This is a genomic window from Roseateles sp. GW821-FHT09G03, assembly GCF_059416045.1.
The window spans coordinates 695,829-722,686 of the sequence record NZ_JBWKOK010000001.1 but is presented as its reverse complement, the minus strand read 5'-3'; the positions used below and the strand labels follow the sequence as shown (position 1 = coordinate 722,686).

The window sequence follows — 26,858 nt, the reverse complement described above, 5'->3', positions numbered from 1 at the left end:
CGCGGCGACGCCGGGCCCCGCCCCACTCCTCCACCGATTCAAGACCAGTAACCTCCGGGAGCCGGCATGGACCCCTCCGCGCTCAACGATCCGTTCGCAGGCTTCGACGATCAGCGCACCTTCATCAAGCCCCGTCCGGGCGGCGCGCAGGCGCCGCGCGGCGCCACGCCGTCGCCCGACTCCGTGCAGCCCGACGCCGCTCCGCCGGCCGCCGGGCTGAACCCGTTGCTGACGCTGGCCAATCCGCTGCTGCTGCTGGTGCCGCAACTGCGCGGGACGCGCCGCGTCGACGACGTGGCGACGCTGCGCAACAACCTCGCGCAGGGCATCCGCGACTTCGCGGCCCGCGCCGCTGCCGCCGGCATCCCGCCGGAGCGCGTCATGGCCACGCGCTACGTGCTCTGCACGATGATCGACGAGGCCTGCGCCGACACGCCCTGGGGCGGCTCCGGCGTGTGGGCGCGGCACAGCCTGCTGTCCATGTTCCACAACGAGACCTGGGGCGGCGAGAAAGTCTTCCAGCTGATGGCCCGCCTGGCCGAGAAGCCCGAGGCCAACCGCGACCTGCTCGAACTGATCTACGCCGCGCTGACGCTGGGCTTCGCGGGTCGCTATCGCGTCATCGACAACGGACCGGCGCAACTGGAGGCGGTGCGTGATCGCCTCGCCCAGATCCTGAAGCAGCAGCGCGGCGACTACCCCGCCGCGCTGGCGCAGCACTGGCAGGTCGAGGCCATCACCCAGCGCCGCCACATCGGCTGGCTGCCGCTGGCGGCGACCGCCGCGTTGACGGCGCTGCTGCTGGTCGGCGTGTACCTGTCGCTGACGCTGTCGCTGGCGGAGCGTTCCGATCCCGTCTTCGGCCAGATCCAGGGCCTGCGCCTGTCGCCGCCCGTGGTCGCGCCCCCGCCACCGCCGGCCAAGCCGCGCCTGGCGCAGTTCCTCCAGTCCGACATCAAGGCCGGCCTGGTCACCGTGCGCGACGAGGTCGATCGCAGCGTTGTGACGATCCGGGGCGACGGCCTGTTCGCGCTGGGCAGCGCCACGATCGTGCCGGAGCGCGAAGCGCTCATGACGCGCATCGCCGATGCGCTCACGCAGGTGCAGGGCACGGTGCTGGTGACCGGCCACAGCGACAACACGCCGATCCGCACAGCGCGCTTCCCGTCCAACTGGCATCTGTCGGAGGAACGCGCCAACACCGTGCGCGAGCTGCTGGTGGCGCGCCGCGTCGCGCCCGAGCGCATCCGCGCCGAGGGCCGCGCCGAGGCCGAACCGGTCGCCCCCAACGACACCCCGACCAACCGCGCGCTGAACCGGCGCGTCGAAGTCAGCCTGATGGTCAATGGCCGCGCGCCCGAGGCGCCGGCGCGCGGAGCTTCCCGATGAAACGCGTCCTGGGATGGATCTTCAACCGCTGGGTGCTCCTCGCGGTGCTCGTGCTGGCGGTCGCGCTGCTGATCTGGATCGTCGGTCCGCTGGTGGCCGTCGGCGAGGCCCGCCCGCTCGACACCGAGCGTTCGCGCTGGATCACGATCGGCGTGCTCGTCCTGATCGTGGCCTTGTGCATCGCGTGGAGCCGCTGGCGCGCCAAGCGCGGCAACAGCGCCGTCGTCAATCAGCTGCTGCAACAGCCCGCCGCGGATGCGACCGAGCGCGAGAGCGCCGACATGCTGGCCGTGCGCGAACGCTTCCGTCAGGCGCTGCAGATGCTGCAGCGCTCGCGCTTCGGCGCGGAGGGTTCGGCCGGTTTCGGCGCGAAGCTGCGCTCGCGCTTCGGCGGCCGGTATCTCTACGAGCTGCCCTGGTACCTGATCATCGGCGCGCCCGGTTCGGGCAAGACCACGGCGCTGCGCCACAGCGGATTGAACTTCCCGCTGGCCGACCAGATGGGCGATCACGCCATCCGCGGCGTCGGCGGCACGCGCCATTGCGACTGGTGGTTCACCGACCGCGCCGTGCTGATCGACACCGCCGGCCGCTTCACCACGCAGGACAGCGATCCGACCAACGACAAGGCGACCTGGAGCGGCTTCCTGCAGATGCTGCGGCGCTCGCGCCCGCGTCAGCCGATCAACGGCGCCCTGGTCACGGTCTCGGTGACCGACCTGCTGGCGCGCAGCCCGTCGGAGCGCGCCCAGCATGCCGCCACCGTGCGCGCCCGCGTGCAGGAGCTGCAGAAGGACCTGGACATCCGCTTCCCGGTCTACCTGCTGGTCACCAAGGCCGACCTGCTGTCGGGCTTCATGGACTACTTCGCCACGGTCGACAAGGACCAGCGCGCGGCGCCCTGGGGCTTCACCTTCCCGCGCAACAGCACCGCGCCGCTGGCCGGCTACGGCGCAGAGTTCGATGCCCTCGAGCAGCGCCTGCAGAACGGCCTGATCGACCGGCTCCAGGCCGAGCGCGACCCGCAGCGCCGCGCCCGCATCTACGGTTTCCCGGCGCAGTTCGCGAGCCTGCGCGCCCTGCTGGCCGAGTTCGCCGAGGGCGTCTTCGCGCCCTCCCCTTACGAGGCGCAACCACTGCTGCGCGGCGTCTACTTCGTCAGCGGCACGCAGGAAGGCACGCCGATCGACCGCGTGCTCGGCTCCGTGGCACGCAGCTACCAGATCGAGAACGCGGTGCTGGCGCCCAACCAGGCCAGCGGCCGCAGCTACTTCCTGAACCGGCTGCTCAACGAGGTCGTCTTCGCCGAAGCGGGCCTGGGCGGCACGCACCGCGGCTGGGAGCGCCGCCGCAACGCGCTGGCGTTGGGCGGCTACGCGCTGGTCGCGATCGCCGGCATCGGCCTGCTCACGGCCTGGACCGTCAGCTACTTCAACAACAAGAAGTACCTGGAAGAGACGTCGGCGCGCGCGGACCAGGTCCGCGAACTGCTGCAGGCCACACCCAACCGCGCGACCGCCGATCTGCTGCCGATCCTGCCCGCGCTGCAGGCCACGCGCGCGCTGGCGGCCGTCGACGAGAACGTCCCCTGGTCGATGCGGCTGGGCCTGTTCCAGGGCAAGAAGCTCGACAGCGCGGCACGCGCGGCCTACCAGCGCATGCTGGGTGACGCGGTGCTGCCTCGGCTGGTGCTGCGCATCGAGGAACAGCTGCGCCAGGGCGCGGCCACGCCGGTCACGCTCTACGAAGCGCTCAAGGCCTACGTGATGCTGCACGACCCGCAGCACTTCGACGCGCCGGCGTTGAAGCAGCACATCGAAGGCGACTGGGAGACCACGCGCCGCGAGCTCACGCCGGACCAGCGCGAGGCGCTCGGCGCCCATCTGGACGCGCTGCTGTCGCAGGGCGGCATCGCGTCGCCGCTGCCGGAGGACGCCTCGCTGCTGACGGCGGTGCGCACGCAGCTCGCAACGCAGCCGTTGCCGCAGCGGATCTACAACCGGCTGCGGGCGCAAGGCCTGGGGACCGAATACCCTGACTTCACCGTCGCGCGCGCCGGCGGCCACAACGCGCCGCTGCTGTTCACGCGCACCAACGGCGCGCCGCTGACGCAGGGCGTGCCGGGCTTCTTCACCCGCGACGCCTACCTGCGCGGCTTCCAGCCGCGGGTCGGCCAGGTCGCGGACGAGCTGGCGGCGGAAGAGCCCTGGGTGCTCGGCGTCGCCGCGGCGCCGAAGGATCCGTCGGCGATCGTGCGCGCCAACGCGCCGCTGGTCGACGACGTGCGCCGGCTCTACCTGAACGACTACGCCGCGTCCTGGGAGTCCTTCCTCAACAGCGTCAAGCTGCTGCCGATGGCCACGGTGCCGCAGTCGGTGGAGCGTTCGCGGATGCTGTCCGCGCCGGACAGCCCGCTGGGACCGTTCCTGCGTGCGGCCTCGCGCGAGACCACGCTCGCGCAGCCCGGCAACGCGATCGAGAACGCCGAGCGGCGTGCGGCGGACCTGGTCCAGCAGACGCGCGAGCGCGTGGCCGGCATCTTCTCCGCCAAGCCGGGTCAGCCGAACGCCGCCGATCCGAATGCGCCGCGCATCGAGAACATCGTCGACGAGCGATTCGTCGGCCTGCGCAGCATGGTCACGGCCCCGCCCGGTGGTGGCAAGGCGCCGCTGGACGAGACCGTCGGCCTGATCGCTGAAGCCAACATCATGCTGACGGCGGCCGACTCCGCGCTCAAGGGCGGCAGCGCTCCGCCGCCGTCGCCGGTGCCGACGCGGCTGAAGGCCGCCGCGGCGATGAGCCCCGAGCCGCTGCGCACGATGCTCGACGACCTGGGCAGCAGCAGCGCGCGCGTGTCGCAGGGCGCGATGCGCCAGAACCTCGGCATGGAGGTGCGCTCGCAGGTCGGCGAGTTCTGCAACCAGGCCGTGGCCGGGCGGTATCCGCTGGACCGCAACTCCTCGCGTGACGCGACGCAGGCGGACTTCGCGATGCTCTTCGGTCCGGGCGGCAAGATCGACCAGCTCTTCCAGCAGAAGCTGGCGCCCTACGTGGACACGACGACGCGGCCGTGGAAGTTCCGCGCGGTGGAAGGCACGCCGCTGGGCGGCGACAGCGGCACGCTGCCGCAGTTCCAGCGCGCGCAGGCGATCAAGGAGACCTTCTTCCCCGGCAGCAGCACACCGTCGCTGCGGCTGGACTTCAAGCCGATCGAGATGGACACCACGATCCAGCAGTTCATCCTGGACGTGGACGGCCAGATCGTGCGCTACAGCCACGGGCCGCAGATCCCGACCTCGGTGCAATGGCCGGGGCCGCGCGGCAGCCAGCAGGTGCGGGTGCAGCTGAGCCCGGCGACCAGCGGTTCGTCGGGCCTGGTCAACGACGGGCCGTGGGCGCTGTTCCGGCTCTTCGACCGCGTCAAGATCGAGAAGACCGCCGCACCCGAGCGCTTCAAGGCCACCTTCGAGATCGAGGGCCGCAAGGCGGTCTTCGAGGTCACCGCCAGCAGCGTCCGCAATCCGTTCCGCCTGCCGGAGCTCAACGAGTTCCGCTGCCCGGGCGGGCTGTGAGCCGCATCAGGAGAGCCCCACCATGAGCGCCCTGCCCGAAGCCCTGAACACCGCCGGCGATGCCGTGCCCGGCTGGTACGGCAAGGTCGCCGCGCTGGGCGACTTCGCCCAGCGGCGGCTGCCGCAGCACTGCGTGCAGCATTGCGACGCGTGGCTGTCCGGGATGATGCAGGACCTGCCCAAGGTGCTCGGCCCGCGCTGGCTCGACACCTACCTGACCGCACCGGTGCTGCGCTTCGCGTGGGCGCCGGGCGTCGTCGACATGAAGTGGTGGTTCGGCGTGCTGATGGCCAGCTGCGACAACGTCGGGCGCTACTTCCCGCTGGTGATCGCGCAACCGCGCGCGCAGCCGCCGGTGGACCGCGCCGGGCTGGATCACCTCGACCGCTGGTACACGGTGCTGGCCAACGCGGCGATGCGCACGCTGGACGACACGGCGACGGTGAACTCTCTGGAGGCGGCGCTGGCCGCGGCACCGCCCTGGCCGCAGAGCCACGCGGCGACCCTGCCCGCGCCGGAGAACGCGGTGCAATGGGTCACCTACACCGCGCCGGCGAGCCTGCTCACCGCGGCGGTGCCGATGCTGGCGGCAGGTGAACTGCTGGAGCGCCTGGCCGGCTGCACGGTGTGGTCGCCCAACCCCGAGCCCGGGGAGCAGGTCCACATGCGCTGGGGGCCGGGGCTGCCGTACGTGGAGGCGTTCGCGGCGATGCTGGAGCGCAAGACCTAAGGCGTCGGCAACGCAAAGAAGATGGCGCGATGAAGTTGGCTCGCGCGATCCAGCAGGCGCTCGGACGGTGCCTCGCCCATGATCCGCTGGAGCCTTCCGTCGAGCGCAATGGAGACATGTCGTGCGAACGCGCCGACAAGGATCTCCCCTCTCATCGAATGAACGCCACGCTCCGGATCGGACACCACGTGGGCAAACAATTCCTCGGGCGCGTACTGATCATGCAGAAGCCAGTCCACGTCGCTCCCGATGACCGTCCACTCGCCCTCCTGGAAGGCGACGCAAGTTCCTCCTCCCAGTTCAATGACGTCACCCAACAAGTACGCGAGCAGGTGAACGGGTTCGACTGCGCCTGTTGCGAAGAACATCTCGGGGTGCCTGCGCGCCCATTCGATCGGATCGACAAGGGAAATCTCCATCGCACCTCCTTGAATCGGTCTATCGAAGCACTGAACCAGCCATCGGTTCTGCGATATCCGCATGGATTGGCGACGAGCACCGGTAGCGCGTCAATCTGGATTTGCCCGCAGATGGGTTTGCCAACGCCCTGAAGACCGCGCCTCGTGCGCCCCTACATGGAAGGCACGAGACCTGCGGCGCCACCTGTGCGACATTGCGCCCCAGGGAGAACACGCACATGAAGACCTTCGGACACAGCCTCGCGCTGGGATTCCTGCTGGCCGCGGCGGTGCTGTGCGGCGTCGGCGCCGTCGCCATGAGGAGCGCCTACCTGATGGCGTCCGCCGCCGACGGCGTGACGCAGAGCCATCAGGGCCTGCGCATCCTGGCTGAACTGCTGAACGACGTGGCCGAGGCCGAGGCGGCGCAGCGGGGCTTCATGCTGACCAAGGACACGGCCTACCTGACCGCGCTCGACAAGTCGACGGCAGAGGTCAAGGCCGATCTGTCGGAGATCCGCGAGACGCCCGCGTGGCGCTCCCGCACCGGCGACCTCAACGACACGGAGCAGGACATCGCGGCGCTCCTCTCGCTGTTCAAGGAACGCGTCGCCGACCGCCAGACGATGACGCTGGAAGAGGTCACCCGCTCGCCCAAGGTCAACCAGGTCCGCGTCCGCATGGAACGCCTGCGTGCGCGCTTCGCCGGCATGGAGCGCGACGAGGTCGCGCATCTGGAGACGCGCTCGGCCGAGATGGGCGAGACCACGCGGCTGGTCAAGAGCGTCGGCCTCGGAGGCACCGCGCTGGGGCTGTTGATCGTCGCCATCACCGGCCTGGTCCTGCAGCGGCTGCTGATGCGGATGGTGGGCGCGTCCGCCGTGGAGGTGGCCGAGCGCGCCCGCGCGCTCGAAGCTTCTTCACTGCGGCAGGCTGGATCGACGAAGCAGACCTCCTCCGCCGCCATCGAACTCACGGCCACGATGCACGAGGTGCAGGCCGCCGCCAACCAGATCGCGCAGCGTTCGACGGAGGTCGAAGAGATGGCCTCGGCCAGCACACGCGCCGCGCACTCCGGCAGCCAGGCGATGGCCCGCGCACGCGAGGCGACCGTCGGACTGAGCCAGCAGATCGACATGGTCGTCACGCAGATGACGACGCTGGGCAAGGAAGTCCAGGGCGCGTCCACCGTGCTCGGCGCCATCGAGGAACTGGCGGAGCGCACCAACATTCTCGCGATCAACGCGACGATCGAGGCCTACGGCGCCGGCGACGCCGGCGAGCGCTTCCGCGTCGTCGCCGACGAGATCCGCCGTCTGGCCGAGAAGGTGCGCGCCGATGCGGTGGACATCCGTCGCCAGCTCGACTCCATCCGCAACGTCTCCAACGCCACCATCATGTCGACCGAAGCGGGCGTCAAGGCGGTGGCGGCCAACTCGTCGCTGTTCTCGGAGGCGGAGGCGATGTTCGCGCTGATCTCGGAACGCGTGGCCGCGTCCGACATCGCGAGCAAGGAGATCAAGATGGCCACGCACCAGCAATCGAGCGCGGGCCGGCAACTGGAGGTCGCGTTGACCGATGTCGGCCGCGCGACCGCCGACGCGGAGCAGGTCGCGCAGAGCAATCTGGAGACGGCCGCGGCGCTGTCGAAGACCGCACAGCAGTTGAGCGCGTTCGTGGCGTCGCCGACGCGGTGGCCGAGCGCAAGACCTGCCCCCGGCTCCCCGTCACTCCACACACCACGGGGGGCGCGCGGCACCTGAGTGGACCGCGCTGGCTACGACGGTGATGTCCCGAATGTCGCTTTGACGCGCTGACTGAGCACTTCGACGCATCCCATCATGGATGAGCCCGTTGTGCCGCCGGAGGACGGAACGCCGCTTGCCGCAAAGCGGCGTCTCCTCCAGATTGATTACGGGTACGCCCACCTTGAATCCCACCTGACCCGCGCGTAAAAGCGCGACTTGTGAAGTCAGGAATCAATTAATTCTGAAAGGAGTCATCGTGGACGTTGTGCTCTATGGAGAGAGGCCGCAAGGGGTGAATCCGACGATCGAGGACGAGATCACCAACCTATATGGATCCTCTAACCAAGCAGATATTCAGGCGGCGCTAGAGTTCACTGCCCGCATCGAGGTAATGCACCAGACTCGCCAATTGATCATGGACAAAGTCGTTCACCCGGCAGCCAGCGGATTCTCCCTGATGACGCCGGCAGTACTATATTGTCAGCAAGTAAATGGGCATTTCATGCAGTACTCTTATGTCAATTCAAGCAGGCCTGCCGAGGTGAGAATGCTGCACGTTGCGCAAGGCCCTTATGGAAATGTTTTGAGCCAAGCCATCCATCGTCATAACATCATGTGATTCAAGATCTGCAGACAAAACGGAGTACCCAATGAGCCAAAGTGCTATCGAGCGACTATCGCGACAAGCCGCAAAGGCGCTCCAGGAAAATCCTCAGCATTTGCGCGCATATATTGACGAGAAATCGGCGGCCGCCGTTTTTTCGGCGGTCGCTGCCTTGCTGAACGCCTCCAAGGAGAATCATCAACGGATAGAACGAGGGGTTGAACGTGGCGCTGTGGATGAAGATTTCGTCAATCGCCTGATAGATGGCCCGTCACAGGCAGGAGATCTGAAAAGTCTGCGTGACGTTCGGATCTCCGAACTGGCTGTGTTGGGATCTTTGCTCGGATTCTCGATGCAGTTTTCTTTTAATCGGCAATCCCAGTCGAGGGAAGTTGATCAAGAGATTGGGCCGTTCGTCGCTTCGTGAGACTACCATGGGTAGATTTCTACGCGACAGTTTTCCAGCCATCCTCTTGATAGTCGCCATCTGCGCTCTGGCCTGTTTGCTCTATCTTTATGCAAAGACAAATAACCAAAGGGGGGCCTTCGTCGCGGCGATCGGTGGACTGCTGTCACTCTATCCGTACGCAAGGGCCGAACTCATAAAATCGAAATTCGCTTGGCTGAATTTCAGAGGGAAACCAAAAAGCCAGAAGTTGATAGATCAAGCCAAAAAAGAGGCGGACCTAATGCGGAATGCGATTTCCGCTTTTGAACGCTTTTCACAAGTATTTGGATTGGTTTGCATCCTAGTCGGCCTCTGGATGGCCGTCGCGCAAGATTGACGGTGGATATCCCGGCCCTCGGGAAACTTCAAAGCGGCATGCGCCGCGTCGACTCGTCCTCTTCTTCCTCTTCCAGCGGGATCGGACCGGAGTCGACCGTCGACTCCTGTACCGCGGTGCCGGCTTCGTCCGCCGGCGTCTGCGCCGCCGCCGCCAGCACCGGCTCGCCTACCCACAGCGCGATCGCGCTGAAGTTGTCCTGGTCAGGCAGCCGCCGTTCCTCGATCACCGCGCGCATCGCCGCCAGCCAGTCGTCCGGCGACGCCGCGGCGCCCAGCGTGTCGTGGATCAGCGTGTCGCCCGCGCTGCCCCACCAGCCGTCGCTGCACAGCAGGAAGACGTCCCCGTCCTGGAGCGGCTGCGGCGAGGTGGTGTGCGGATTCAGGTCGTCCTCGATGCCGAGCGCGGCCACGAGGTGGTTCTTGTGCGGATGGTCCTCCGCCTGCTCGGGCGTCAGCAGGCCGGCCTCGATCAGCATCTGCACGACGCTGTCGTCCTGCGTGATCGTGTCGATCTGGCCGCCGCGGATGCGGTACAGGCGCGAGTCGCCCACATGCGTCCACAGCGCGAAGTTGCGTTGCGCGTCGACGCACAGCGCCACCAGCGTCGTGTGCATGCGGTCGCGGCCGGTGCCCTCGACGCCGCGACGCACGTCGTCGTGCGCGGCCAGCACCGCGCCGGTCAGCAGCTCGGGGCGCCACGGCAGCGTCGCGTCGCCCAGGCTGGTCTGCATGCGATGCACGGCCCGGCGCGCGGCCTCGGCCCCGTTGCGGTGGCCGCCGGCACCGTCGGCCAGCACGGCGTACCAGCCGGGGCCGTTCTCGTGCGCCACGATGGCATCTTCGTTGTTGTTGCGCGCGCCTTGTTCGCTGCAGGCGGCAACCCTGATCTTGAGCATGGTGTGAACGACGTGTAGGACAAACGGCGGGGCTCAGGCCCCGCTCTGCTGTGCTTGTTGTTGTGGCGACGGCGAGGTCGACGAGGCGCCCTGCCCATGCTGGCTCAGGCGCTCGAGTTGATCTTCGTAGGCTTCCAGGAAGGCCTTGCCGAACAGCGTGTGGAAGTCCTCCTGCGCCTCGTCCCGGATGGCCTCGAAATGCTGCAGGTAGAGCTCCCAGAGCTTGGCCTTGCGGTTCATCGCCAGGACGCTGTCCAGCACCGAGCGGCTCGTGAGCTTGGCCTCCAGCGCCTTGGGCTGGAAGCGCGTCAGCACGCCCTCCAGCGCGGCGCGTGTGCCGGCCATGGTGCCGATCGTGTGGCCGACCAGGTCGCGCATCGCGTCCTGCATCGCCGCGGGACCGGGCAGGAAACCGCGCACCGGGGGCTGCAGCAGCTGCTCGAGCGCCGATTGCGCGTCGGGCGAGAACTTCAGCGGATTGTTTTCGCGCGAGCGGATGACGGTCACCTGCGCGCGCAGTTCATGTTTCGTCGCGGCGCGCACTGCCATCATGCGCAGCGCGCCGTCCACCGAGGCGTTCAGCAAGGAGCCGATGACGCGCATCAGGTCCGGGTTCAAGCCCTGCGGCGGTGCGGCCATCCGGATGCCGGCGCCTTCGCAGAAGGCCTGCCAGAGCGCGGCGGTGTCGGCGCCCTGCCCTGGCGCCGCGGACGCCGTCGGCGCGGCGGCCGGGGTCGGCGCGGGCGGCGGCACGTAAGCCGGAGGCACGTAGGGCGGCGGGACGACCGCCAGCGGCGGAGGCGCCACCGGCGGCATCACGGGCGCCGCAACGGGAGCCGTCACGGGCGGCAGGACCGGCGCGACGACGGCGGACGCCACAGGCTGCGCAACAGGCGACGGGATGGCGGCCACGGGCGGTGGAGCCGGCGGCAGGGGCGGTGTCCGGACCTCCGGCGGCCGGAAGGCCGAATTCAGCGCCGACGTGTGGTCCGGCAGCGCGGGCGTCTGCGGCTCGGTGTTCGTCACGGATGCCGCGGCGCCGAACAGCGCCAGCGGATCCGACGCCACCGTGTCGCGCAGCGCATCGCCGGGCTTGGAGGCGCCGGCCATGAAGCCGGCCAGCGGATCGCTGCCGCCAGGCTGCAGGCCGAAGAGGTCGTCCAGCGAGCGGTTGTTGTCGCCCGGCACGAGGTCGGCGAAGGCACCGCCGAAGCCGAGGTCGTCGTTGCGCGCCGGCGGCAGGGTCGGCGCGGGCGGCGGCGCCAGATCGAGCCCGCCGAACGGGTCGAAGGGCGAGGCACCGCCGCCGGACATGGACGACGGCGACGAGGGCGATGACTGGGCCGGCGACGACACCGGTGCGACCCGCGACGGCGGCGGCGCGAACGGGTCGAAGTCATCCGGCAGCATCATCGGACCGGCCGGCGCCGGCGGCGGCGCCTGGACCGGCGGGGCCGCGAAGGCCGAGACATGCGGCGCCGGGGCAGGCGAGGTGCTGAAGACGTCGGCCGGCGGCGGCGTGCCGCCGAACAGGTCGGCGAACGGGTTGGAGCTGGACAGGGCGGCAGGCGCCGGTGCCGGCGAAGGTCCCAGCGTCGCCGGACGGTTCAGGTCGGGCGCGCGGCGGATGACCGTGGCGCCGTTGTCCGCGCTGGCCTCGTTCTGGACTTCCAGCAGATAGCCGCCGATTCGGACCTGGTCCAGATGGCGCAGCGGCACGGCCTGGCCCTGGCCGACCGGCTGGCCGGCGACGGTGATCGGGTTGGCGCTGCCGACGTTGCGGATGACGAAACCGCCTGCCTCGATGCTGATCTCGGCCTGCTGGCGGGAGATATGGCGCTCCGGGTCCGGCAGCGCCATGGTGTTGTTGTCGGCGCGACCGATGGTCCCCCCGGTGGCGTCGAATCGCGCGGTGATGGGCTGCGTCAGGGGCAGGTCGTTGAGCGACACCGCGCGCAGGGTGAGGGTCATGTGGCTGCCTTTGGGACCTCGGGAGACTGGCATGGGATGTTTGCGTGACAATGGCCTCGCTTCAATGAACGAAAGTCACCTGAGAGGGGCTTGTCGCTGTTTCATACTCCACCCCGCTCGAATCCCGACGTGATGCCGATGTCGACCACCTTCCGTTCCGATGCCCCGATTTCCCTGACCCCGACCGCGCAAGCGGCGCGGGGTCGTGGTCATTCCCCCCTTGCCGCCGGTACGGCCCTGCTGCTGAGCCTGGCGCTCGCGGCCTGCGTCACGCCCGCGCCACCGCCGCCTCCACCGGTCGAACCGGTGGTGACGGCACCGCCGCCGCCCCCGCCTCCGCCTGAACCCGTGCCGCCGACCGCGGCCGAGCAGGCGCTGTCGCAGAAGACCGCCATGCAGGCGATCGAACTGCTGGAGGCCGGCCAGGAAGACCAGGCCCGCAACGAACTGCAGCGCGCGCTGCAGCTGGATCCGGCCAACAAGCTGGCCAACAACCTGATGCGGCAGATCACGGCCGATCCGGTGGCGCAGCTGGGTCGCGAATCCTTCGCCTACACGGTGCAGTCCAGCGACACGCTGTCGCGGATCGCGGGCCGCTTCATGGGCGACATCTACTCGTTCTACATCCTGGCCCGCTACAACGACATCCGCGTGCCGCGCCAGGTGTCGGGCGGCCAGGTGCTGCGCATCCCCGGCAAGCCGCCGGCGGGTCCGCTGTACCCGCGTCCGTCGGCCAAGCCGGATCCGAAGGCGACCGCTGCAGCGGCCGCCGCTGCCGCCGCGCAGGCCCCGACGCCGCCGGCCACGACGACCGTGGCGGCTGCCCCGGCGCCGGCCGCTCCGCCCGCGCCGCCGCCCCCGCCGGAACTCACGCCCGGCGAGAAGGCGATGCGCGCCGGTGATGCGCACGAACGCGCGGGCCGCTTCGACAAGGCACTGGAGGAATACCGCCGCGCCGAGGCCGCCGACCAGCCGGGCGCCGGCGCCAAGATCGAGGCCGTGCGCAAGAAGCAGATCGCCAAGGCCACGCTGGCTGCGCGCACCGCGTTCGCGAAGCAGGACCTGGCCGGCGCCATCAAGGGCTGGGACAACGTCCTGCAACTCGATCCGGACAACGAGCTGGCCAAGCTGGAACGCCAGAAGGCCGCCACGCTGAAGGCCAAGGCAGATCAGCTGAAGTGACCGGTCCGACCGGTCCCTCGTGACCGCATGCGAAAGAGGCGCTCCGGCGCCTCTTCGCTTTTGTGGCCTGACATCCCGGCGTGGTAACGCGCGTAACCGCCTGCCAGCAACACCGGCTCCTCCCGGCCCGGCTACGATCGCCGCCCCGCCACACCGCATGCCTTCATGGACGCCCGCACCCCGCGCAACTTCGCCATCGACTGCCTGCGCGGCGTGGCCATCCTGCTGGTGGTCGTGCATCACCTGGCGCTGCCGTTCCGGCTGCCGCTGGCGCCCAGCCTGCTCGGTCCCTGGGTGCCCAAGCGCCTGATCGATGCCGTCAGCTTCAACGGCTACGAAGCCGTCTTCATGTTCTTCGTGATCTCGGGCTTCCTGATCACGACGCGACTCCTCGAACGCCATGGCGATCTCCGGCGCGTCGATCTTCGCGCCTTCTACCTGGCGCGCGCGCGTCGCATCGTGCCGCTGCTGCTGGTCGTGCTGACCGTGCTGACGCTGCTCGCCGCGCTCGGCGTCCCGGATTTCGCGCCGTCGGCCAAGCAGTCGCTGATCGGCCTGCTGGGCTCCGCGCTCAGCTTCACCTTCAACTGGTATGAGGGCCGGACCGGCTGGGCCCCGGCCGCGTGGGACGTGTTGTGGTCGCTCTCGATCGAGGAGGTCTTCTACGTCGGCTTCCCGCTGCTGTGCCTGGCGCTGCCGCGCCGGCTGCTCGTCGTCGCGCTCGCCGTGCTGGCGCTGAGCCTGCTGCCGTTGCGGTCGCTGGTGCCCGTCAGCAACGAGGTCTGGTGGGAGAAGGCCTACCTGCCCGGCATGTCCGCCATCGCCTGGGGCGTGCTGGCCGCCCTCGTTGCCCAGCGTTGGCGGCCGGGCCCGCGTGATGCGCGTGCGCTCGCGCTCTTCGGCGGCTTCTGCGTGCTGCTGGTGGTCGGCTGGGGCGACCTCGTCCACCGCCACCTGTTCAAGAGCGGGATGTACGGCCTGTGCCTGGGCACCGCCGCGATGCTGATCGCCTTCCGGGCCCAGGCGCCCTCCCCGCGCAACGGCCTGCGCTGGCTCGCGCGCATGGGCCGCCTCAGCTACGAGCTCTACCTGACCCACATGTTCGTGGTGCTGGCGACGGTGACGCTGTACCGGACGACCTGGGGAGAGGCACAGACCTGGACCTTCATCGTCTACCTGCCCGCCGTCGCGATCTGCGTGGTCCTGGCGACGATGGTGGAACGCGTCATGACCCGCGCCCTTTCAATCGTGAAACGTCCCGCATCGGCGGCTCGCCGAACAGGCGCCGGTACTCCCGGTTGAACTGGGTCGCGCTTTCATAACCCACCCGATACGCCGCGGTGCTGGCGTCGATGGATTCGGTCAACAGCAGGCGGCGGGCTTCGTGCAGCCGGATCTGCTTCTGATACTGCAGCGGGCTCAGGCGGGTCATCGCCTGGAAATGGCGATGCAGCGTCGAGACGCCCATCGCCGCGCGCTCGGCCAGATCCTCGACGCGAACGGATTGCGCGTGGTGCTCGCGCAGCCAGGCGATGACGTCCGCGATGCGGCTGGACTGCGAGTCCCGCACCGCGATCTGCCGGAGATGGACACCCGACGGACCCAGCAGCAGGTGATAGAGGATCTCCTTGAGCACCAGGCCGCCGAGGACGGGGATGTCTCTCGGCCGATCCGCGAGTTCGCTCAGACGGGCGATCGCGTCGAGCAGCGGCGCCGTCACGGTCCCGATCGTCATGCCAGGGCCGGCGGGCTCGACGGGAATCCCATGGAGGTCGATCTCCGCCGCGACGTCCCGCACGACCGCCAGGTCCAGCCGCAGCATGATCGACAGGAAGGGCTGGAGCTCGCTGCCGTCCAGCACCTGCGCGATGGTCGGCAGGTCGACCGAGGTCAGCATGAAGCGGCCCGCGCCGTACTCGAAGGTCTGCGCGCCCAGCACGACCTGCTTGCGCCCCTGGACCACCAGCGACAGGCTGGGTTCATAAAGCACCGACACCGGCGGACAGAAGGCATCGCGGCGGTGGAAGGACAAGCCGGGAACACCATCGTCGACATCGCCCGCATGGGGCAGGCTGCGCAGGATGCGCTGCGCCAGACGCGAACGCGCGTCCGCCTGCGCGTCGTCAGGGAGTGGCCGCTGCGCAAGCGGGGAAAGATTCGGGAGCGACATGGCCGGCATCGTGCCGCCCGGTCCGTCGCGGGGCAAGCGCTCGCCGGCCGAGCGAGAGAAACGGGCAAGAGCGAGGAAGGATCGAGCTAACGGCATCGGGGCGCGCGACCGGACGATGCGGGCATTCCATTGCTCCATGAACGGACCACCCATGCACACGATCGGATACGCCGCGCAGAACGCGCACAGCCCGCTGGCGCCCTTCCCTTTCGAACGCCGCGCGCTTCGCGCCAACGACGTCGCCCTCGAGGTCCTCTACTGCGGGGTCTGCCACTCCGACCTGCACCAGACCCGCGACGACTGGAAGGAATGGGGGCCGACGCGCTACCCCTGCGTCCCTGGCCATGAGGTCATCGGGCGCGTCGTCGCCGTGGGCCCCGGCGTGACGCGTCACGCGGTCGGCGACAGGGTGGCCGTCGGCACCATCGTCGACAGCTGCCAGCACTGCGACCAGTGCCATCGCGGCGAGGAGCAGCTCTGCCGCGAGTTCCCCACGGTCACCTACAACGGACAGGACCGGGTGGACGGCACGACGACCTTCGGCGGCTATTCGAAGCACCTGGTCGTGCGCGAGGAGTTCGTGCTCAGGCTGCCTGCCGGACTGGATGCCTCGCGCGCCGGTCCGCTGCTCTGCGCGGGCATCACGGTCTATTCGCCGCTGCGCCAGTGGAATGTCGGACCTGGAAGCCGTGTCGGCGTGATCGGCGTTGGCGGCCTCGGCCATCTGGCCGTCAGGCTGGCGGTGGGACTCGGCGCGACGGTGACCGTGCTCACCCGCTCCGAAGCCAAGGCTGCCGAGGCGCACGCGCTGGGCGCGGATCGCGTCCTCGTGTCCACCTCCGCCGAGGCCATGGCCACGGCGGCGTCCAGCTTCGACCTGCTCATCGACACGATTCCCGTGCGGCATGACCTGTCCCCGTACCTGGGTCTGCTCGACGTCGAGGGCGTGCTGGTGATCGTCGGCAATCTCGGCGCCATGGAGGGCTTCAGTTCGCTGCCCCTGATCATCGGCCGCCGCCGCATCACCGGCTCGCCGGCCGGCGGCATCGCGCAGACGCAGGAGATGCTCGACTTCTGCGCCCGGAAGAACATCCTTCCCGACTGCGAGCTGATCGCCATCGACGCCATCAACGAGGCCTTCCATCGCATGGAACGGGGCGACGTCCGCTACCGGTTCGTGATCGACATGGCGTCGCTGGCGCGCGCTTGAGCCGGGTCCCCGCCGGCGGAGGAATGCCAGGACCACAGAAGGGCGGAGAGGTGGCGCCAATGGCTGTATATTCATACAGTATTAGCCGTATCCCCCATGCCATGGACCTCTCCCGCAAGCTCGCCATCCTGGCGGACGCCGCCAAGTACGACGCGTCCTGCGCCTCCAGCGGCACGGACCAGCGCGACTCCCGCGGCGGGACCGGCATCGGCTCGACCGAGGGCATGGGCATCTGCCACAGCTATGCGCCCGACGGGCGCTGCATCTCGCTGCTGAAGATCCTGCTGACCAACCATTGCCAGTACGACTGCCTGTACTGCGTGAACCGGTCGTCGAGCAACGTGGCCCGCGCGAAGTTCAGCGTCGAGGAGGTCGTGGCCCTGACGCTGGACTTCTACCGGCGCAACACCATCGAGGGCCTCTTCCTCAGCAGCGGCATCATCAAGAGCCCGGACTTCACGATGGAGCAGGTCGTGCGCGTCGCCCAGGTGCTGCGCGAGGAGCACGACTTTCGCGGCTACATCCATCTGAAGACGATCCCCGATGCCAGCGAGGAACTGCTGCGTCGCGCGGGCCGGTATGCCGACCGGCTCAGCATCAATGTCGAGCTGCCGACCGACGACAGCCTGAAGGACCTGGCCCCTGAGAAGGACACCGCCGCCATCCATCGGTCGATGGGCCGGCTGCGGCTGCACATCGACGAGGCGAAGGCGGCGCACCAGGCCGTGGCCGAGGCACCGATCCGCGTGCTGCCGGGTGCCGCCGCGCGTCCTGCCCGTCCGCCGCGCTTCGCGCCCGCAGGCCAGAGCACGCAGATGATCGTCGGCGCCGATGCCAGCGACGATCGCAGCATCCTGCGCAGCAGCGCCGCGTTGTATGGGCGCTTCCGGATGCGGCGCGTCTACTACTCGGCCTTCAGCCCCATCCCCGATGCGGCGCGGGCGCTGCCGTTGAAGGCGCCGCCGCTGGTGCGCGAGCATCGGCTCTACCAGGCCGACTGGCTGATGCGCTTCTACGGCTTTGATCACGAGGAGATCGTCGACGACGGCACCGGCCTGCTGCGGCTCGACGTCGATCCCAAGCACGCCTGGGCGCTCGCGCATCCGGAGCGCTTCCCGGTCGACCTCAACCTGGCGCCGCGCGAGATGCTGCTGCGCGTGCCGGGACTCGGCGTCGGCTCGGTCGACAAGCTGCTCGTGGCGCGCCGCGTCCGCCGTCTGCGCGCTGAAGACTTGAAGCAGATGAAGGTGCCCGCGCGCAAGGTGCTGCCGTTCGTCATCGTCGATGGCCACAGACCCGGTGCCATGCTGTCGGCCCCGACGTTCCTGGCCGCGCGTTCTGTAGCGCCAACAGGTGCTGCAGCGACGTCGAGTGCCACAGGCCCGACAAGCCCGACAAGCCCGACGAGCCCGACGAGCCCGACAACTGCGCTCGCGATGGCCATGCCGACGCAGATGGGTCTGTTCTGATGGTCCGCGTTCAGCTCGACGGTCCCATCGATCTCGATGGTTTCCGCCAGGCGGCGAAGCGGCTGATGGCGCTCGGCATCGCGCCCGACGATGTCGTCTGGAACACGGGCCACGAGGCGGGCGGCCTATGGGGCGAGGACGCTCACGAGAACGGACCCGCCCTCGCGGAGCGACCGTTTGAGCAGGACGCGCCAGCCGCAGGGACCTCGCCGGCCGCGTTCACCGTTCCCGCGACCTTCCTGTCGCTGTGTCGCACCGCCCTCCTCCACGCCGAGCCTCAGCGGTTCACGCTGCTCTACCGGATGTTCTTCCGCCTGAAGACCGAGCCCGGCTACTGGCGCGACACGCTGGACGCGGACCGCCGTCGCGCGGAGCGCCTCGAACGCGAGGTCCGGCACGAGATTCACAAGACGCATGCGTTCGTCCGCTTCGTGCCCGTCGAGGATGCCGATGGCGAGCGCCTCGTCGCCTGGTTCGAGCCGACGCACCACACACTCGAGGCCGCCGCGCCGTTCTTCGCCCGGCGCTTCGCCAACCTGCGATGGGCGATCCTGTCGCCACGGTGCTCGGTGTCCTGGGACGACGCGTCGCTGCAGGTCGGCCCCGGCGGGCGGCGCGAGGACGCGCCGCCGCAGGACGCAGGCGCCGAGCTCTGGCTGACCTACTACCGCAGCATCTTCAATCCCGCGCGGCTGAAGGTCGCGATGATGGAACGCGAGATGCCGCGCCGCTACTGGGCGAACCTGCCGGAGGCGGCCTTGATCGAGCCGCTGGTCGCGCAGGCCGAAGGCCGCGTTCAGACGATGCTGGAAGCCGGACCGACCCCGCCGCGCCGCATCCGCGAGATCGAACGCCCGCGCAACGCCAGCGCTGCGACCCCGGCGATCAGCATCGCCCAGGTCGACGGCTCCGGCACGGGCGACGGCACCGCCGACAGCGCGTAGTTGAAGCCCGACGCCGAGGACACCGCGTAGTCGACGAGGTTGCCCCTCCAGTCGCTGACCTGCGAGATGCCGCCCCAGTAGATCGTCGGCGCATTCGCGGCCAGGGCGGCCGTCGCCGACGGCCCCGCGGCGTTCAGGAGGCTGTTCATCTCCAGGTAGAAGTCCATGGCTGTCGCGTGCCCCGCGGAGATCGCCGCGGAGAAGCTGTAGACCGCGTACACGTTGCCGATGTCGCCGACGTTCCAGTGACTGGCCGTGCTGACGCTGCCGTCATGCGCCAGCGTCGTCGTGCTGTCCCAACTGGTCGTGTAGAAGCCGTCGAGCTGGTGGACGAAGGTCCAGTCCAGCGATCCCGCCGGCGTCCCGCCGCCCGTGCCCGGCGTCATCGAAGCCGACGTGCCGCCCGCGATCACGATGTTGTAGTGGACGATCAGTTCCGGGTCGAAGCTGCCGTCCTTGCGGGTGAAGGTGAGCGCGTCGGTCTGGTACGCGCTCATCGAGGTCGACGAGGTGCCGCTGCCCGCGACGCTCGTGGCGAGGCTGCCCGACAGATAGCCCGGGCCCAGCCGGGTCGAGGCCGACGCGGCCGAGCGGAAGGCATTGCCGGACGCATCGATGCCGTTCTCGGTCGCCGAGGCGTTCAGCCATCCCGGGGTGCCATGGTTGGACCGGCTGTCGGTCGCCTGGCCGGCGTGCACGTCGATGGTCTGTTCCGGCCCGGCGGGCGGATTGAATTGCGCCTGCGCCTGGGGCGCGACGGCCCACAAGAGTGCGGCAAGGAAAAGCGGTTTCATGAGGGAACTGCCTGCGAAAGACGTGCGAAGCACGAGAGAACCGACGCGAGCAATCGAGGCGCCCATGGCGGCGCTGTGCTGTCCCGGACTCCGGGGGCGCCGAACGGCGCCGCAGGAAAAACGAACGGCACGGCCGCCGCGTCCGGATAAGAACGCCGCTTGCCCCGTCCCTTTCGGGATGACACCCCTTCCATGATTTCAAGGAGATCCCCATGGAAACGCAGGAACTGCATCGCGGACGCCTCATCGACCACCTTCAGCTCGTCGTGCGGGATCTGCCCGCCAGCCGGAAGTTCTACGAGGCGATCCTGCCCCCGCTGGGCGTGCCGATCGGCGGCTCCGGCGACGACTACTTCTGGGCCGACGAGCTGTTCGTGTCGACCGCGGACAGCCAGGCCGCGCAAGGGCACCTGACCGGTCGTCATCACCTGGCCTTCCAGGCCAAGGACCGCGCGGCCGTCGACGCCTTCCACAAGACCGCGCTGGCCAACGGCGGCACCGACAACGGCGCGCCCGGCGAGCGTCCCTACCACCCGGGCTACTACGCGGCGTTCGTGCTCGACCCGGACGGCAACAACATCGAAGCCGTCTTCCACGGCGAGGCCACGCGCAGCGCGGCGTCGGTGAAGGTGACGTTCTGAGCGCTCGAACTTCTGGTCATCCAGGAGCACAAAGCATCGCCTGCGTCTGGATGGCTGTCGCTCGACCTACCGCTAAAGCGCATGGCTTCAACGAACGTCACCATGCTGCCGCCATCGGACTTAAAACGATTTGAGCTCGGTTCCTCAGAGCCCATCGAGGACGAACCGCCTTCCGACGAGATGGAGGCCCAGCAGGATCGCGGACTGGACGACCTGCCGCCCGAACTGCTGGAGCAGATTGCCGAGCACGTGCCGACGCGATCGTTGCAGGCCCTGGCGTGCATGAACACGCGCATGGGAAACATCGTCGACCGGCAGTATTTGAAGAGGCAGCAGACGCTCCGACAAGACATCGAGCGCTTCTCATGGACGTCCGGGCTGGACGACTTCCGGTCGCTGCTGTTTCTCATCCGACGTCTTCCGCGCGAGGATCAGGCCGCGCCGCTCCAGGCGCTATGTGCCCGCCTTGATCGATTGACCGAGGCTGAACGCAAGCTGGCCGCGGCAGCAGTTCTGAGGGACACGGCCGGGTTGCCTGAACGCCTGGTCAGTCAGTTGAGTGTCCTGGCGATCCACGGTTCGGCCGCCAGTGCCGTCATTGCTGGTGAGCCGATCCTTGACATCGCGATCTGCTTTGGAATTCGCAACACCGATGACTTGGTCCGGCTGGCCGTCAGCCACGGTCCCATCCAGGCAGCACTCGATGCAGGCGAAGACAGTGCGGCGCTCCTGAAGCGCTATCAAATTCCTGGCCACCAGCAACCGCTGAAATCCTCATCGCCGCACCTGAATCGTTTTCGAGGGGTGCAGGATCCCGCGCTCTACATGGCCCGTTTGCAGCAAACCCGTCGCGCTGTCCGCCAGGGCGAACCTGTGGACGCGGCTGTGAATCGATGCTTCGAAGGGGTCAACTTCCGCGCCGCCGATCGAGGTGGCCTTGTGCTGTGCGCGGTCGACGGTGTCGCCGGGGAAGCCGTCGTCCGTGGGCAGAACATCGATGCCATCGCCCAGAAGCATGGCATTGACACCGAGAGCGGACGCATGGAGCTGGAACGCCTCGCCTGCACCGGCGCTGCCGGTGAAAAAGCCTTGGCAGGAGAAAACGTGGCAGCCCTGGCGCGACACCATGGCATTCGATCCGTGCCCTACCAGTTGGCGCTGATGGGCGTGGCGATGAGAGGCGCACCAGGCGACGAGGTCAGAACGGGCAAGAAGACCGTGGAACAGATGACCCGCGAACATGGCCTCGAGCTCTCACAGATCGCGGACGCCATGGAGGAAGGAAAGACATCTCCCGGATGGCTCGACGGATTTCCAGGGACCTACTTCGTAGCGATGAGTGATTTGTCCTACCGCGCACCAGGCCCAGCCGAGTTTCTGGAGCACGAGGTCAAGTTAGGCAGAACGTCCTCCGTACCAAGGATCTGAGCCATCCGCCGGGCACTTTCACGTGCTCACTTCTTGTCCACCTTGTTCTTCGCCGTCGCCGCCGCGGCGGGTGTCTGCGCGGGCGCAGGCGACGCCGTCTTTGCGGCTGATTCGTCGATCAGCTGCCGCATCATCGCCGTCGCGCGCGCGTTCTTCGGGTCCACGCGCAGGCACTTCTGCAGCACCATGATCGCGCCGGACTTGTCGATCGCCGCGAGCTTCTCGGCCTTGCGCACGTAGAGGTCGGCCAGCAGGCGCTTCGCCGACGGATCGTTGCGGTCCAGCGGCGCGCGTTTCTCCAGCAGACGGATCGGCTCGTCGACCTCGCCCTGCGCGGCCAGCATCGCGATGTGCTCCAGCTCGTTGCGGTCCGGACCGGCGGCCGCGGCCTGGGACTGGGCTGACTCCTTCGCCGGCGCGCCCGAGGTCGCCGCCTGCGCCTTCGCGGGCGGCGCCGGTTTCGCCGCGACCGGCGGCGGCGCGGCCTTGCGCAGCGTCACGCGCGCCGGCTTGCCGAGGTAGCTCTTCTGGTTGCGTTCCTTCTCGAGCGCGCGCAGCGCGTCGGCCGCCGCCTCGTTGTCCGGCTGCAGCGACAACGCCGCGAGGTACTGCGTGGTCGCGCCGTCGAGGTCGCCCCGCTTGTGCGCGGCCTTGGCCTTGTCCAGGCGCTCGCTCACGCCGCTGTCGATCTGCTGCCGCGTCGCGGCCAGGCTGTCGCGGTAGCCGGCGTTGTCCGGGCGCAGGACGGTCAGCGCCTCCCAGGTCCACGCGGCGTCGGCCAGCTGGCCGTCCTTCGTCAGCTCCTGCGCGCGCTGGACCTGCGCCTGCTCGAACGCCGACGGCGGCGCGCCCGCGGTCCCTTCCGGGTTGCGCAAGGCGCCGGGACCGCCGGTACAGGCCGCCAGCGCGGCGGCCATCACCAGGGCCAGTGCAACGGCCGCCCTCATGGGGTCTGCCCGATGCGTCGGCTGGTCTGCAGCCGGGCCTTGAAGGCCTCGAGGTCGTGGTCGCCGAAGATCATCGTGCGGCGCAGCATCAGCGGCTGCGCATAGAAGGCGTTGCCGCCGGGGTTGACGGTCACCGCCAGCGTGTACTTCTGGCGCGTCAACGCGTCCAGCACCAGCTCGTTGGCGTCGCCGTAGGGATAGGCGTAATGGCGGACCTGGCCGGCCGTGCCGAGCTTCTGCTCGATCAGGTCGCGCGGGCCGGCGGTCTCGGTGTCGAGGTTGCGCTTGTAGCGCTCCTCGTTCTCGCCGGTGGTGCGTTCGATCAGGTTGCGGTGCGACTTCGAATGCGACTGGATGTCCATCAGCCCCGAGGCCTGCATCTCCGCCAACTGCGGCCAGCTCACCGCGTCGCCGCCCGCGCCGACGAAGTCGGTGTAGACGAACATCGTCGCCGGCAGGCCGAGCTTGCGCAGCACCGGGAAGGCGAGCTTGTAGACCGACTCGTAGCCGTCGTCGAAGGTGATCACCACGGCCTTGGGCGGCAGCGGCTCCTTGCCGTCGAGGTAGCCCGCGAGCTGCGACAGCTTGACGACGCGGTAGTCGTTCTTCGCGAGCCATTCCATCTGCGCCGCGAAGTTGCCCTGCGACACGGCCATCTTGCCGCCCACCGTGCCGAGCCGGTGGTAGCAGAGGATGGGCACGGTCTGGAAGGCGCCGGCGTGCACACCGACGGGGTTCATCGGCTTGAGCGGCACGATCAGCGGCTGGCCCGGCTCGGCCTTGGTGGCGCCGGCGTTGGCCTCGCTGATCTGCCAGTCGCGGTCCTCGCTGCCGAGCAGCCGGCCGGCGATGCCGCGCAGCGATTCACCGGCCACCGGCACGTAGATCAGCAGGCGGTCGCTGCGCGCGACGATCTCGCCGTTGGTCGCGGTCGTCGGCGCCTTCACGGGCGCAGGCTCGTTGAGCGGCGGCATCGCGGTCGGTGTCGTGACGCAACCGGTCAGCGCGAGCATCGCAGCCACCGCAACGATGACAGCGCCGCCAAGCATCGGACGACGCGGTGGGACTCCCTCTCCCGCTTGCGGGAGAGGGCGGGGGTGAGGGCCAGCGGCCGGCGAAGTACCGCTGGCCATGAATCCTTGCAACACGGACATCAGGCGGCTCCCGGCGTCGACGGTGGCACCGGCGGCGCGGGCTGCGTCTGCTCGTCCGCAGGCGCGGCGGAAACCGGCGCCTTGGGATCGGGCTGAGCGGACTGAGCGGACTCAGCGGCCTGCTGTCTCGCTGCGGCCAGCGCGCCGGACTTGCGCCCGATCGTCGTCGGCGCCTCGGCCTTGGCGGCGGAGGCCGCCAGCGCCTGCTTGTCCTGCAGCGCCTGCGCCATGCGGTCGAAGGCGGCATAGAGCAGGCCGAATTCATCCTTGCGCTGTTCACGGATGCGGAAGTCGACGCGGCCGCGGCCGATCTCGTCCAGCGCTTCCACGACCAGCTTGATGGGCCGCGAGAACCAGTTGGCGACGAAGAACATCGCGATCGCGACCGCCAGCACCGTCGTCACCGCGAGCACCGCCATCAGCGTGCGCGACAGCCGCGCGACGCTTTCCAGCGGGCGTTCCGGCAGGCCCAGCGCGACGCGCCCCACGGTCTTGTCCTGGAAGGTGATCGGCGAATCGAAGCCCAGGATCGCCGCGCCGCCCGCCGCGTGATACCGCGTGCGCTTGACGGCGCCCTGCTCGCCCAGCGTCTCGCCCGGCGGCGCCTGATACGGCTTGCCGACGGTGTCGGGCAGGCTGGACGCCGCGACCACACCGGCGCGGTCGATGACGGTGACGCTCTCGAAGTCGCCCGTCTTCATGATCTCCTGCAGCGAGACATCGACGGAGACCCAGTCCTCGCCGAGCGCCGCGGTGGCGTTCTGCGCGGCGATGAAGCGCGACAGCGCGGTGCCGTAGTCGGCCACCTGCTGCATCAGCGCCGCGTTCTGGCGCTGGCTGATGATGGAGCCGCTCACGGCCATCACGATGGCGACGATGCCGGCCATCATCGCGGCCCACTTCACGCGCAGCGGGATCAGCTTGGAGCGGCCCTTGTTGCGCGCCTCCTCGTCGATCTCGCCCAGCACCTTGACCAGCGCATCGGCCAGCTCCGCGCCGGTCTGGAAGCGGTTGTCCGGCGCCTTGGCCATGCAGCGGTCGACGACGCGCCGCAGCGACGCGGGGATCTCCGGTCGCAGCTTGTTCAGCGGCGTCGGGTCGTCCTTGGCGATCTTGAGCGCCAGGCTCACCACGCTGTCGCCGGTGAACGGGCGCACGCCGGTGAGCATCTGGTACAGCACGATGCCGACCGAGAACAGGTCCGAGCGCCCGTCGATCTTCTCGCCGTTCATCTGTTCGGGGGCCATATATTGCGGCGTGCCGAGCACGTCGCCGACGCGGGTGCGCTGCTCCCCCTTGGTCGACTCCATGTGGGCGATGCCGAAGTCCATCACCTTGATGTCGAGCGTGCCGCGCACGCGGGCGATGTTGCCGGGCTTGATGTCGCGGTGGACGATGCCGCGCTTGTGCGCGTAGTCGAGCGCGCGCGCCAGCTGGATGGCCATCACGACGGTGTCGCGGATGGGCAGCGGCGTGCCGGGTTCGAGCAGGTCGGCCAGCGGCTCGCCGTCGAGCAGCTCCATGGCCATGTAGGGCCGGCCGTCGACCTCGCCCACGTCGTGCACGGTGACGATGTTGGGGTGCGAGAGGCTGCCGGAGGCGCGCGCCTCGCGCAGGAAGCGGGCGTGGTATTCCTCGTCCTCGCACAGCGAGGCGTGCAGGAACTTGATCGCCACGTCGCGGCCGATGCTCGGATCGTGGGCCTTGAACACGCTGGCCATGCCGCCGCGGCCGATGCGGTCCAGCACCTGGAAGCGGCCGACCTGGCGCACGGGGGCCTCGTTGCTCGCGACCTTCGCGGCGAGCGTGCCGCCCGGCAGCGTGCCGGTGGAGGGGCGACGGTCGGGCTCCGGCGGCATCGCGCGCAGCGCCGCCACCGCGGCCGCCGCATCGGGATCGAGCACGGTCTCGGCGAATTCGGAGGCGCCGAATTCGGATTCCTCGGCATCGGCCACGGGCGCGATGAACGCGGGAGGCACCGATGCCACGGGCGGCGCCACTGGCGGTGCGACCGGCGCGGCAGGCGGCGTCACCTCGGGAACCGGAGGCGCAACGGGAGGCTTGGCGGCAGACTCGACAGCGGGTGGCTTCGAAACGACCGGCTTCGCGGCCGGAGCAATCACGGTCTCGTTGCCAGTCGCCGCGGTCGGCGGGAGGGAGGCGGCCGGCGTCGTAGGCGTCGAGGACGCCGAGGGCGTAGCCGGCGGCGTGGCCTTGGCGGTGGGTGGCAGTGCCGCCGCGGAAACGATCACCGTTTCATTGCCCGTGGGCTCGATGTCCGCGAACGTCTTGGCGGCTGCGGCGGGCGGCTCGACCGGCGCGGGAGGGGTCACGGGCTGGGCGGGCGCCGGAGGCGTGGGAGCAGATGTCACGGAAGCGGTTTCGGCGGGAACGATGGATTCAGCGGCAGGCGTCGGCGGAACGGGTTTCTCGGCGGGTGCGCGCGGGGTCAGCAGCGGGGCGGGCGCGATGACGGTGTGGTCGGTATCGACGGGGATGTCGGCCGGTTTGCGGCCGGCGCGCATCGAGAAGGTGTCGGGGAACGTCGGATCGATGAAGCTGATCTCGCGCTCGTGCTGGACGGTCTCGGGGCCGTCGTCGTGGGGCGGCTCGGGGGCGGGTTCCGGGGCCCGGGCGGGCACGGCGCGATTGGCGGCGGTGTCCGGGGGCATGCGGTCGAGCGGCGCGCCGGCCGGCACGATGCGTGTCGCGTCCGGATCGAACGTGGAATCGTCGGCCGCCGCCGGCGCGTTGCCCGGCTTGGCCGAGCGGGGATTGCCTTCTTTTCGTGACATCGAACGCCTCGCCGCGGCGAGGATCGCCG

Annotated in this window: 21 protein-coding genes and 1 pseudogene; 14 read left to right on the top strand and 8 right to left on the bottom strand. The window is 69.2% G+C overall.

Going from position 1 to position 26,858, the window contains the following annotated elements:
• The first annotated feature begins 66 nt into the window (after window positions 1-66).
• From AC07OZ_RS03230 to tagF, 3 genes are read left to right on the top strand one after another with little or no spacing between them, the layout of a single operon-like run.
• Entirely contained in the window at window positions 67-1,389 is a 1,323-nt protein-coding gene (locus AC07OZ_RS03230) for a DotU family type VI secretion system protein (RefSeq protein ID WP_495465711.1), read from the top strand.
• A complete protein-coding gene (tssM, locus tag AC07OZ_RS03225) occupies window positions 1,386-4,961 on the top strand; it encodes a type VI secretion system membrane subunit TssM (protein WP_495465710.1) in 3,576 nt (1,191 codons plus the stop codon). The genes AC07OZ_RS03230 and tssM overlap by 4 nt, the downstream gene beginning before the upstream one ends.
• 22 nt (window positions 4,962-4,983) lie before the next feature.
• A complete protein-coding gene (tagF, locus tag AC07OZ_RS03220) occupies window positions 4,984-5,691 on the top strand; it encodes a type VI secretion system-associated protein TagF (RefSeq protein ID WP_495465709.1) in 708 nt (235 codons plus the stop codon).
• On the opposite strand, the gene AC07OZ_RS03215 is transcribed toward tagF, so the two are convergent.
• Window positions 5,688-6,110 (bottom strand): hypothetical protein, encoded by a 423-nt coding sequence (locus tag AC07OZ_RS03215; protein ID WP_495465708.1) that lies wholly within the window; start codon window positions 6,108-6,110, stop codon window positions 5,688-5,690. The genes tagF and AC07OZ_RS03215 overlap by 4 nt on opposite strands.
• Before the next feature lie 218 nt (window positions 6,111-6,328).
• Here AC07OZ_RS03215 and AC07OZ_RS03210 point away from each other — a divergent pair, with 218 nt between their 5' ends.
• The 4 genes from AC07OZ_RS03210 to AC07OZ_RS03195 all read left to right on the top strand — a co-directional run bounded on the left by AC07OZ_RS03210 (window position 6,329) and on the right by AC07OZ_RS03195 (window position 9,226).
• Window positions 6,329-7,852 carry a HAMP domain-containing methyl-accepting chemotaxis protein gene (locus tag AC07OZ_RS03210; RefSeq protein WP_495465707.1) on the top strand — a complete coding sequence of 508 codons (1,524 nt, stop codon included), beginning with the start codon at window positions 6,329-6,331 and terminating at the stop codon, window positions 7,850-7,852.
• 241 nt (window positions 7,853-8,093) lie between these two features.
• A complete protein-coding gene (locus AC07OZ_RS03205) occupies window positions 8,094-8,456 on the top strand; it encodes a hypothetical protein (RefSeq protein WP_495465706.1) in 363 nt (120 codons plus the stop codon).
• A 31-nt stretch (window positions 8,457-8,487) separates the two neighbouring features.
• Window positions 8,488-8,868, top strand: coding sequence for a hypothetical protein (locus tag AC07OZ_RS03200; protein WP_495465705.1), 381 nt, complete (start codon window positions 8,488-8,490; stop codon window positions 8,866-8,868).
• 7 nt (window positions 8,869-8,875) lie between these two features.
• Entirely contained in the window at window positions 8,876-9,226 is a 351-nt protein-coding gene (locus tag AC07OZ_RS03195) for a hypothetical protein (protein WP_495465704.1), read from the top strand.
• 28 nt (window positions 9,227-9,254) lie between these two features.
• Here AC07OZ_RS03195 and AC07OZ_RS03190 read toward each other — a convergent pair whose 3' ends face one another.
• Complete coding sequence (locus tag AC07OZ_RS03190) at window positions 9,255-10,124, bottom strand: PP2C family protein-serine/threonine phosphatase (RefSeq protein ID WP_495465703.1); 870 nt, start codon at window positions 10,122-10,124, stop codon at window positions 9,255-9,257.
• A gap of 33 nt (window positions 10,125-10,157) precedes the next feature.
• Window positions 10,158-12,095 (bottom strand): type VI secretion system-associated FHA domain protein TagH, encoded by a 1,938-nt coding sequence (gene tagH, locus AC07OZ_RS03185; protein WP_495465702.1) that lies wholly within the window; start codon window positions 12,093-12,095, stop codon window positions 10,158-10,160.
• A gap of 138 nt (window positions 12,096-12,233) precedes the next feature.
• On the opposite strand from tagH, the gene AC07OZ_RS03180 reads away from it, so the two are divergent.
• Entirely contained in the window at window positions 12,234-13,277 is a 1,044-nt protein-coding gene (locus tag AC07OZ_RS03180) for a LysM peptidoglycan-binding domain-containing protein (RefSeq protein ID WP_495465701.1), read from the top strand.
• Window positions 13,278-13,442: 165 nt separating this feature from the next.
• Window positions 13,443-14,579: an acyltransferase family protein gene (locus tag AC07OZ_RS03175; protein ID WP_495465700.1), complete on the top strand. Its 1,137-nt coding sequence runs from the start codon at window positions 13,443-13,445 to the stop codon at window positions 14,577-14,579.
• On the opposite strand, the gene AC07OZ_RS03170 is transcribed toward AC07OZ_RS03175, so the two are convergent.
• Window positions 14,503-15,447, bottom strand: coding sequence for an AraC family transcriptional regulator (locus tag AC07OZ_RS03170; RefSeq protein ID WP_495465699.1), 945 nt, complete (start codon window positions 15,445-15,447; stop codon window positions 14,503-14,505). The genes AC07OZ_RS03175 and AC07OZ_RS03170 overlap by 77 nt on opposite strands.
• A 151-nt stretch (window positions 15,448-15,598) precedes the next feature.
• Here AC07OZ_RS03170 and AC07OZ_RS03165 point away from each other — a divergent pair, with 151 nt between their 5' ends.
• The 3 genes from AC07OZ_RS03165 to AC07OZ_RS03155 all read left to right on the top strand — a co-directional run bounded on the left by AC07OZ_RS03165 (window position 15,599) and on the right by AC07OZ_RS03155 (window position 19,070).
• On the top strand, window positions 15,599-16,657 hold the full coding sequence (locus tag AC07OZ_RS03165) for an NAD(P)-dependent alcohol dehydrogenase (protein WP_495465698.1): 1,059 nt from the start codon (window positions 15,599-15,601) through the stop codon (window positions 16,655-16,657).
• A 101-nt stretch (window positions 16,658-16,758) separates the two neighbouring features.
• A complete protein-coding gene (locus tag AC07OZ_RS03160; RefSeq protein WP_495465697.1) occupies window positions 16,759-18,126 on the top strand; it encodes a putative DNA modification/repair radical SAM protein in 1,368 nt (455 codons plus the stop codon).
• The gene (locus AC07OZ_RS03155) at window positions 18,126-19,070 is read left to right on the top strand and encodes a TIGR03915 family putative DNA repair protein (RefSeq protein WP_495465696.1); all 945 of its coding nucleotides are present in this window, start codon (window positions 18,126-18,128) and stop codon (window positions 19,068-19,070) included. Before AC07OZ_RS03160 ends, AC07OZ_RS03155 begins: the two co-directional genes overlap by 1 nt.
• On the opposite strand, the pseudogene AC07OZ_RS03150 reads toward AC07OZ_RS03155, so the two are convergent.
• A pseudogene (locus AC07OZ_RS03150) lies at window positions 19,007-19,219 on the bottom strand (hypothetical protein); the annotation flags it as partial. The gene AC07OZ_RS03155 and the pseudogene AC07OZ_RS03150 sit on opposite strands and share 64 nt — an antisense overlap.
• 857 nt (window positions 19,220-20,076) lie before the next feature.
• Here AC07OZ_RS03150 and AC07OZ_RS03145 point away from each other — a divergent pair.
• Window positions 20,077-20,505: a VOC family protein gene (locus tag AC07OZ_RS03145; RefSeq protein ID WP_483106303.1), complete on the top strand. Its 429-nt coding sequence runs from the start codon at window positions 20,077-20,079 to the stop codon at window positions 20,503-20,505.
• A gap of 81 nt (window positions 20,506-20,586) precedes the next feature.
• On the top strand, window positions 20,587-21,933 hold the full coding sequence (locus AC07OZ_RS03140; protein WP_495465695.1) for an F-box protein: 1,347 nt from the start codon (window positions 20,587-20,589) through the stop codon (window positions 21,931-21,933).
• Window positions 21,934-21,959: 26 nt separating this feature from the next.
• Here the strand turns inward: AC07OZ_RS03140 and AC07OZ_RS03135 are convergent, their stop codons facing one another.
• The 3 genes from AC07OZ_RS03135 to AC07OZ_RS03125 all read right to left on the bottom strand — a co-directional run bounded on the left by AC07OZ_RS03135 (window position 21,960) and on the right by AC07OZ_RS03125 (window position 26,829).
• Window positions 21,960-22,880, bottom strand: a complete 921-nt coding sequence (locus AC07OZ_RS03135; protein WP_495465694.1) for a hypothetical protein — start codon at window positions 22,878-22,880, stop codon at window positions 21,960-21,962.
• Window positions 22,877-23,929, bottom strand: a complete 1,053-nt coding sequence (locus AC07OZ_RS03130; protein ID WP_495465693.1) for a polysaccharide deacetylase family protein — start codon at window positions 23,927-23,929, stop codon at window positions 22,877-22,879. Before AC07OZ_RS03130 ends, AC07OZ_RS03135 begins: the two co-directional genes overlap by 4 nt.
• A 104-nt stretch (window positions 23,930-24,033) precedes the next feature.
• Window positions 24,034-26,829, bottom strand: a complete 2,796-nt coding sequence (locus tag AC07OZ_RS03125; protein WP_495465692.1) for a protein kinase domain-containing protein — start codon at window positions 26,827-26,829, stop codon at window positions 24,034-24,036.
• Window positions 26,830-26,858 lie beyond the last annotated feature (29 nt).

What these genes read in the sequence shown, in the direction of transcription:
- AC07OZ_RS03135 (WP_495465694.1), bottom strand. Translation starts at nt 22,880, where the DNA reads ATGAGGGCGGCCGTTGCACTGGCCCTGGTGATGGCCGCCGCGCTGGCG.
- AC07OZ_RS03125 (WP_495465692.1), bottom strand. Translation starts at nt 26,829, where the DNA reads ATGTCACGAAAAGAAGGCAATCCCCGCTCGGCCAAGCCGGGCAACGCG.
- AC07OZ_RS03165 (WP_495465698.1), top strand. Translation starts at nt 15,599, where the DNA reads ATGCACACGATCGGATACGCCGCGCAGAACGCGCACAGCCCGCTGGCG.
- tssM (WP_495465710.1), top strand. Translation starts at nt 1,386, where the DNA reads ATGAAACGCGTCCTGGGATGGATCTTCAACCGCTGGGTGCTCCTCGCG.
- AC07OZ_RS03190 (WP_495465703.1), bottom strand. Translation starts at nt 10,124, where the DNA reads ATGCTCAAGATCAGGGTTGCCGCCTGCAGCGAACAAGGCGCGCGCAAC.
- AC07OZ_RS03170 (WP_495465699.1), bottom strand. Translation starts at nt 15,447, where the DNA reads ATGTCGCTCCCGAATCTTTCCCCGCTTGCGCAGCGGCCACTCCCTGAC.
- AC07OZ_RS03140 (WP_495465695.1), top strand. Translation starts at nt 20,587, where the DNA reads ATGGCTTCAACGAACGTCACCATGCTGCCGCCATCGGACTTAAAACGA.
- AC07OZ_RS03175 (WP_495465700.1), top strand. Translation starts at nt 13,443, where the DNA reads ATGGACGCCCGCACCCCGCGCAACTTCGCCATCGACTGCCTGCGCGGC.
- AC07OZ_RS03130 (WP_495465693.1), bottom strand. Translation starts at nt 23,929, where the DNA reads ATGCTTGGCGGCGCTGTCATCGTTGCGGTGGCTGCGATGCTCGCGCTG.
- tagH (WP_495465702.1), bottom strand. Translation starts at nt 12,095, where the DNA reads ATGACCCTCACCCTGCGCGCGGTGTCGCTCAACGACCTGCCCCTGACG.
- AC07OZ_RS03230 (WP_495465711.1), top strand. Translation starts at nt 67, where the DNA reads ATGGACCCCTCCGCGCTCAACGATCCGTTCGCAGGCTTCGACGATCAG.
- AC07OZ_RS03195 (WP_495465704.1), top strand. Translation starts at nt 8,876, where the DNA reads ATGGGTAGATTTCTACGCGACAGTTTTCCAGCCATCCTCTTGATAGTC.
- AC07OZ_RS03145 (WP_483106303.1), top strand. Translation starts at nt 20,077, where the DNA reads ATGGAAACGCAGGAACTGCATCGCGGACGCCTCATCGACCACCTTCAG.
- AC07OZ_RS03215 (WP_495465708.1), bottom strand. Translation starts at nt 6,110, where the DNA reads ATGGAGATTTCCCTTGTCGATCCGATCGAATGGGCGCGCAGGCACCCC.
- AC07OZ_RS03200 (WP_495465705.1), top strand. Translation starts at nt 8,488, where the DNA reads ATGAGCCAAAGTGCTATCGAGCGACTATCGCGACAAGCCGCAAAGGCG.
- tagF (WP_495465709.1), top strand. Translation starts at nt 4,984, where the DNA reads ATGAGCGCCCTGCCCGAAGCCCTGAACACCGCCGGCGATGCCGTGCCC.
- AC07OZ_RS03160 (WP_495465697.1), top strand. Translation starts at nt 16,759, where the DNA reads ATGGACCTCTCCCGCAAGCTCGCCATCCTGGCGGACGCCGCCAAGTAC.
- AC07OZ_RS03155 (WP_495465696.1), top strand. Translation starts at nt 18,126, where the DNA reads ATGGTCCGCGTTCAGCTCGACGGTCCCATCGATCTCGATGGTTTCCGC.
- AC07OZ_RS03180 (WP_495465701.1), top strand. Translation starts at nt 12,234, where the DNA reads ATGTCGACCACCTTCCGTTCCGATGCCCCGATTTCCCTGACCCCGACC.
- AC07OZ_RS03210 (WP_495465707.1), top strand. Translation starts at nt 6,329, where the DNA reads ATGAAGACCTTCGGACACAGCCTCGCGCTGGGATTCCTGCTGGCCGCG.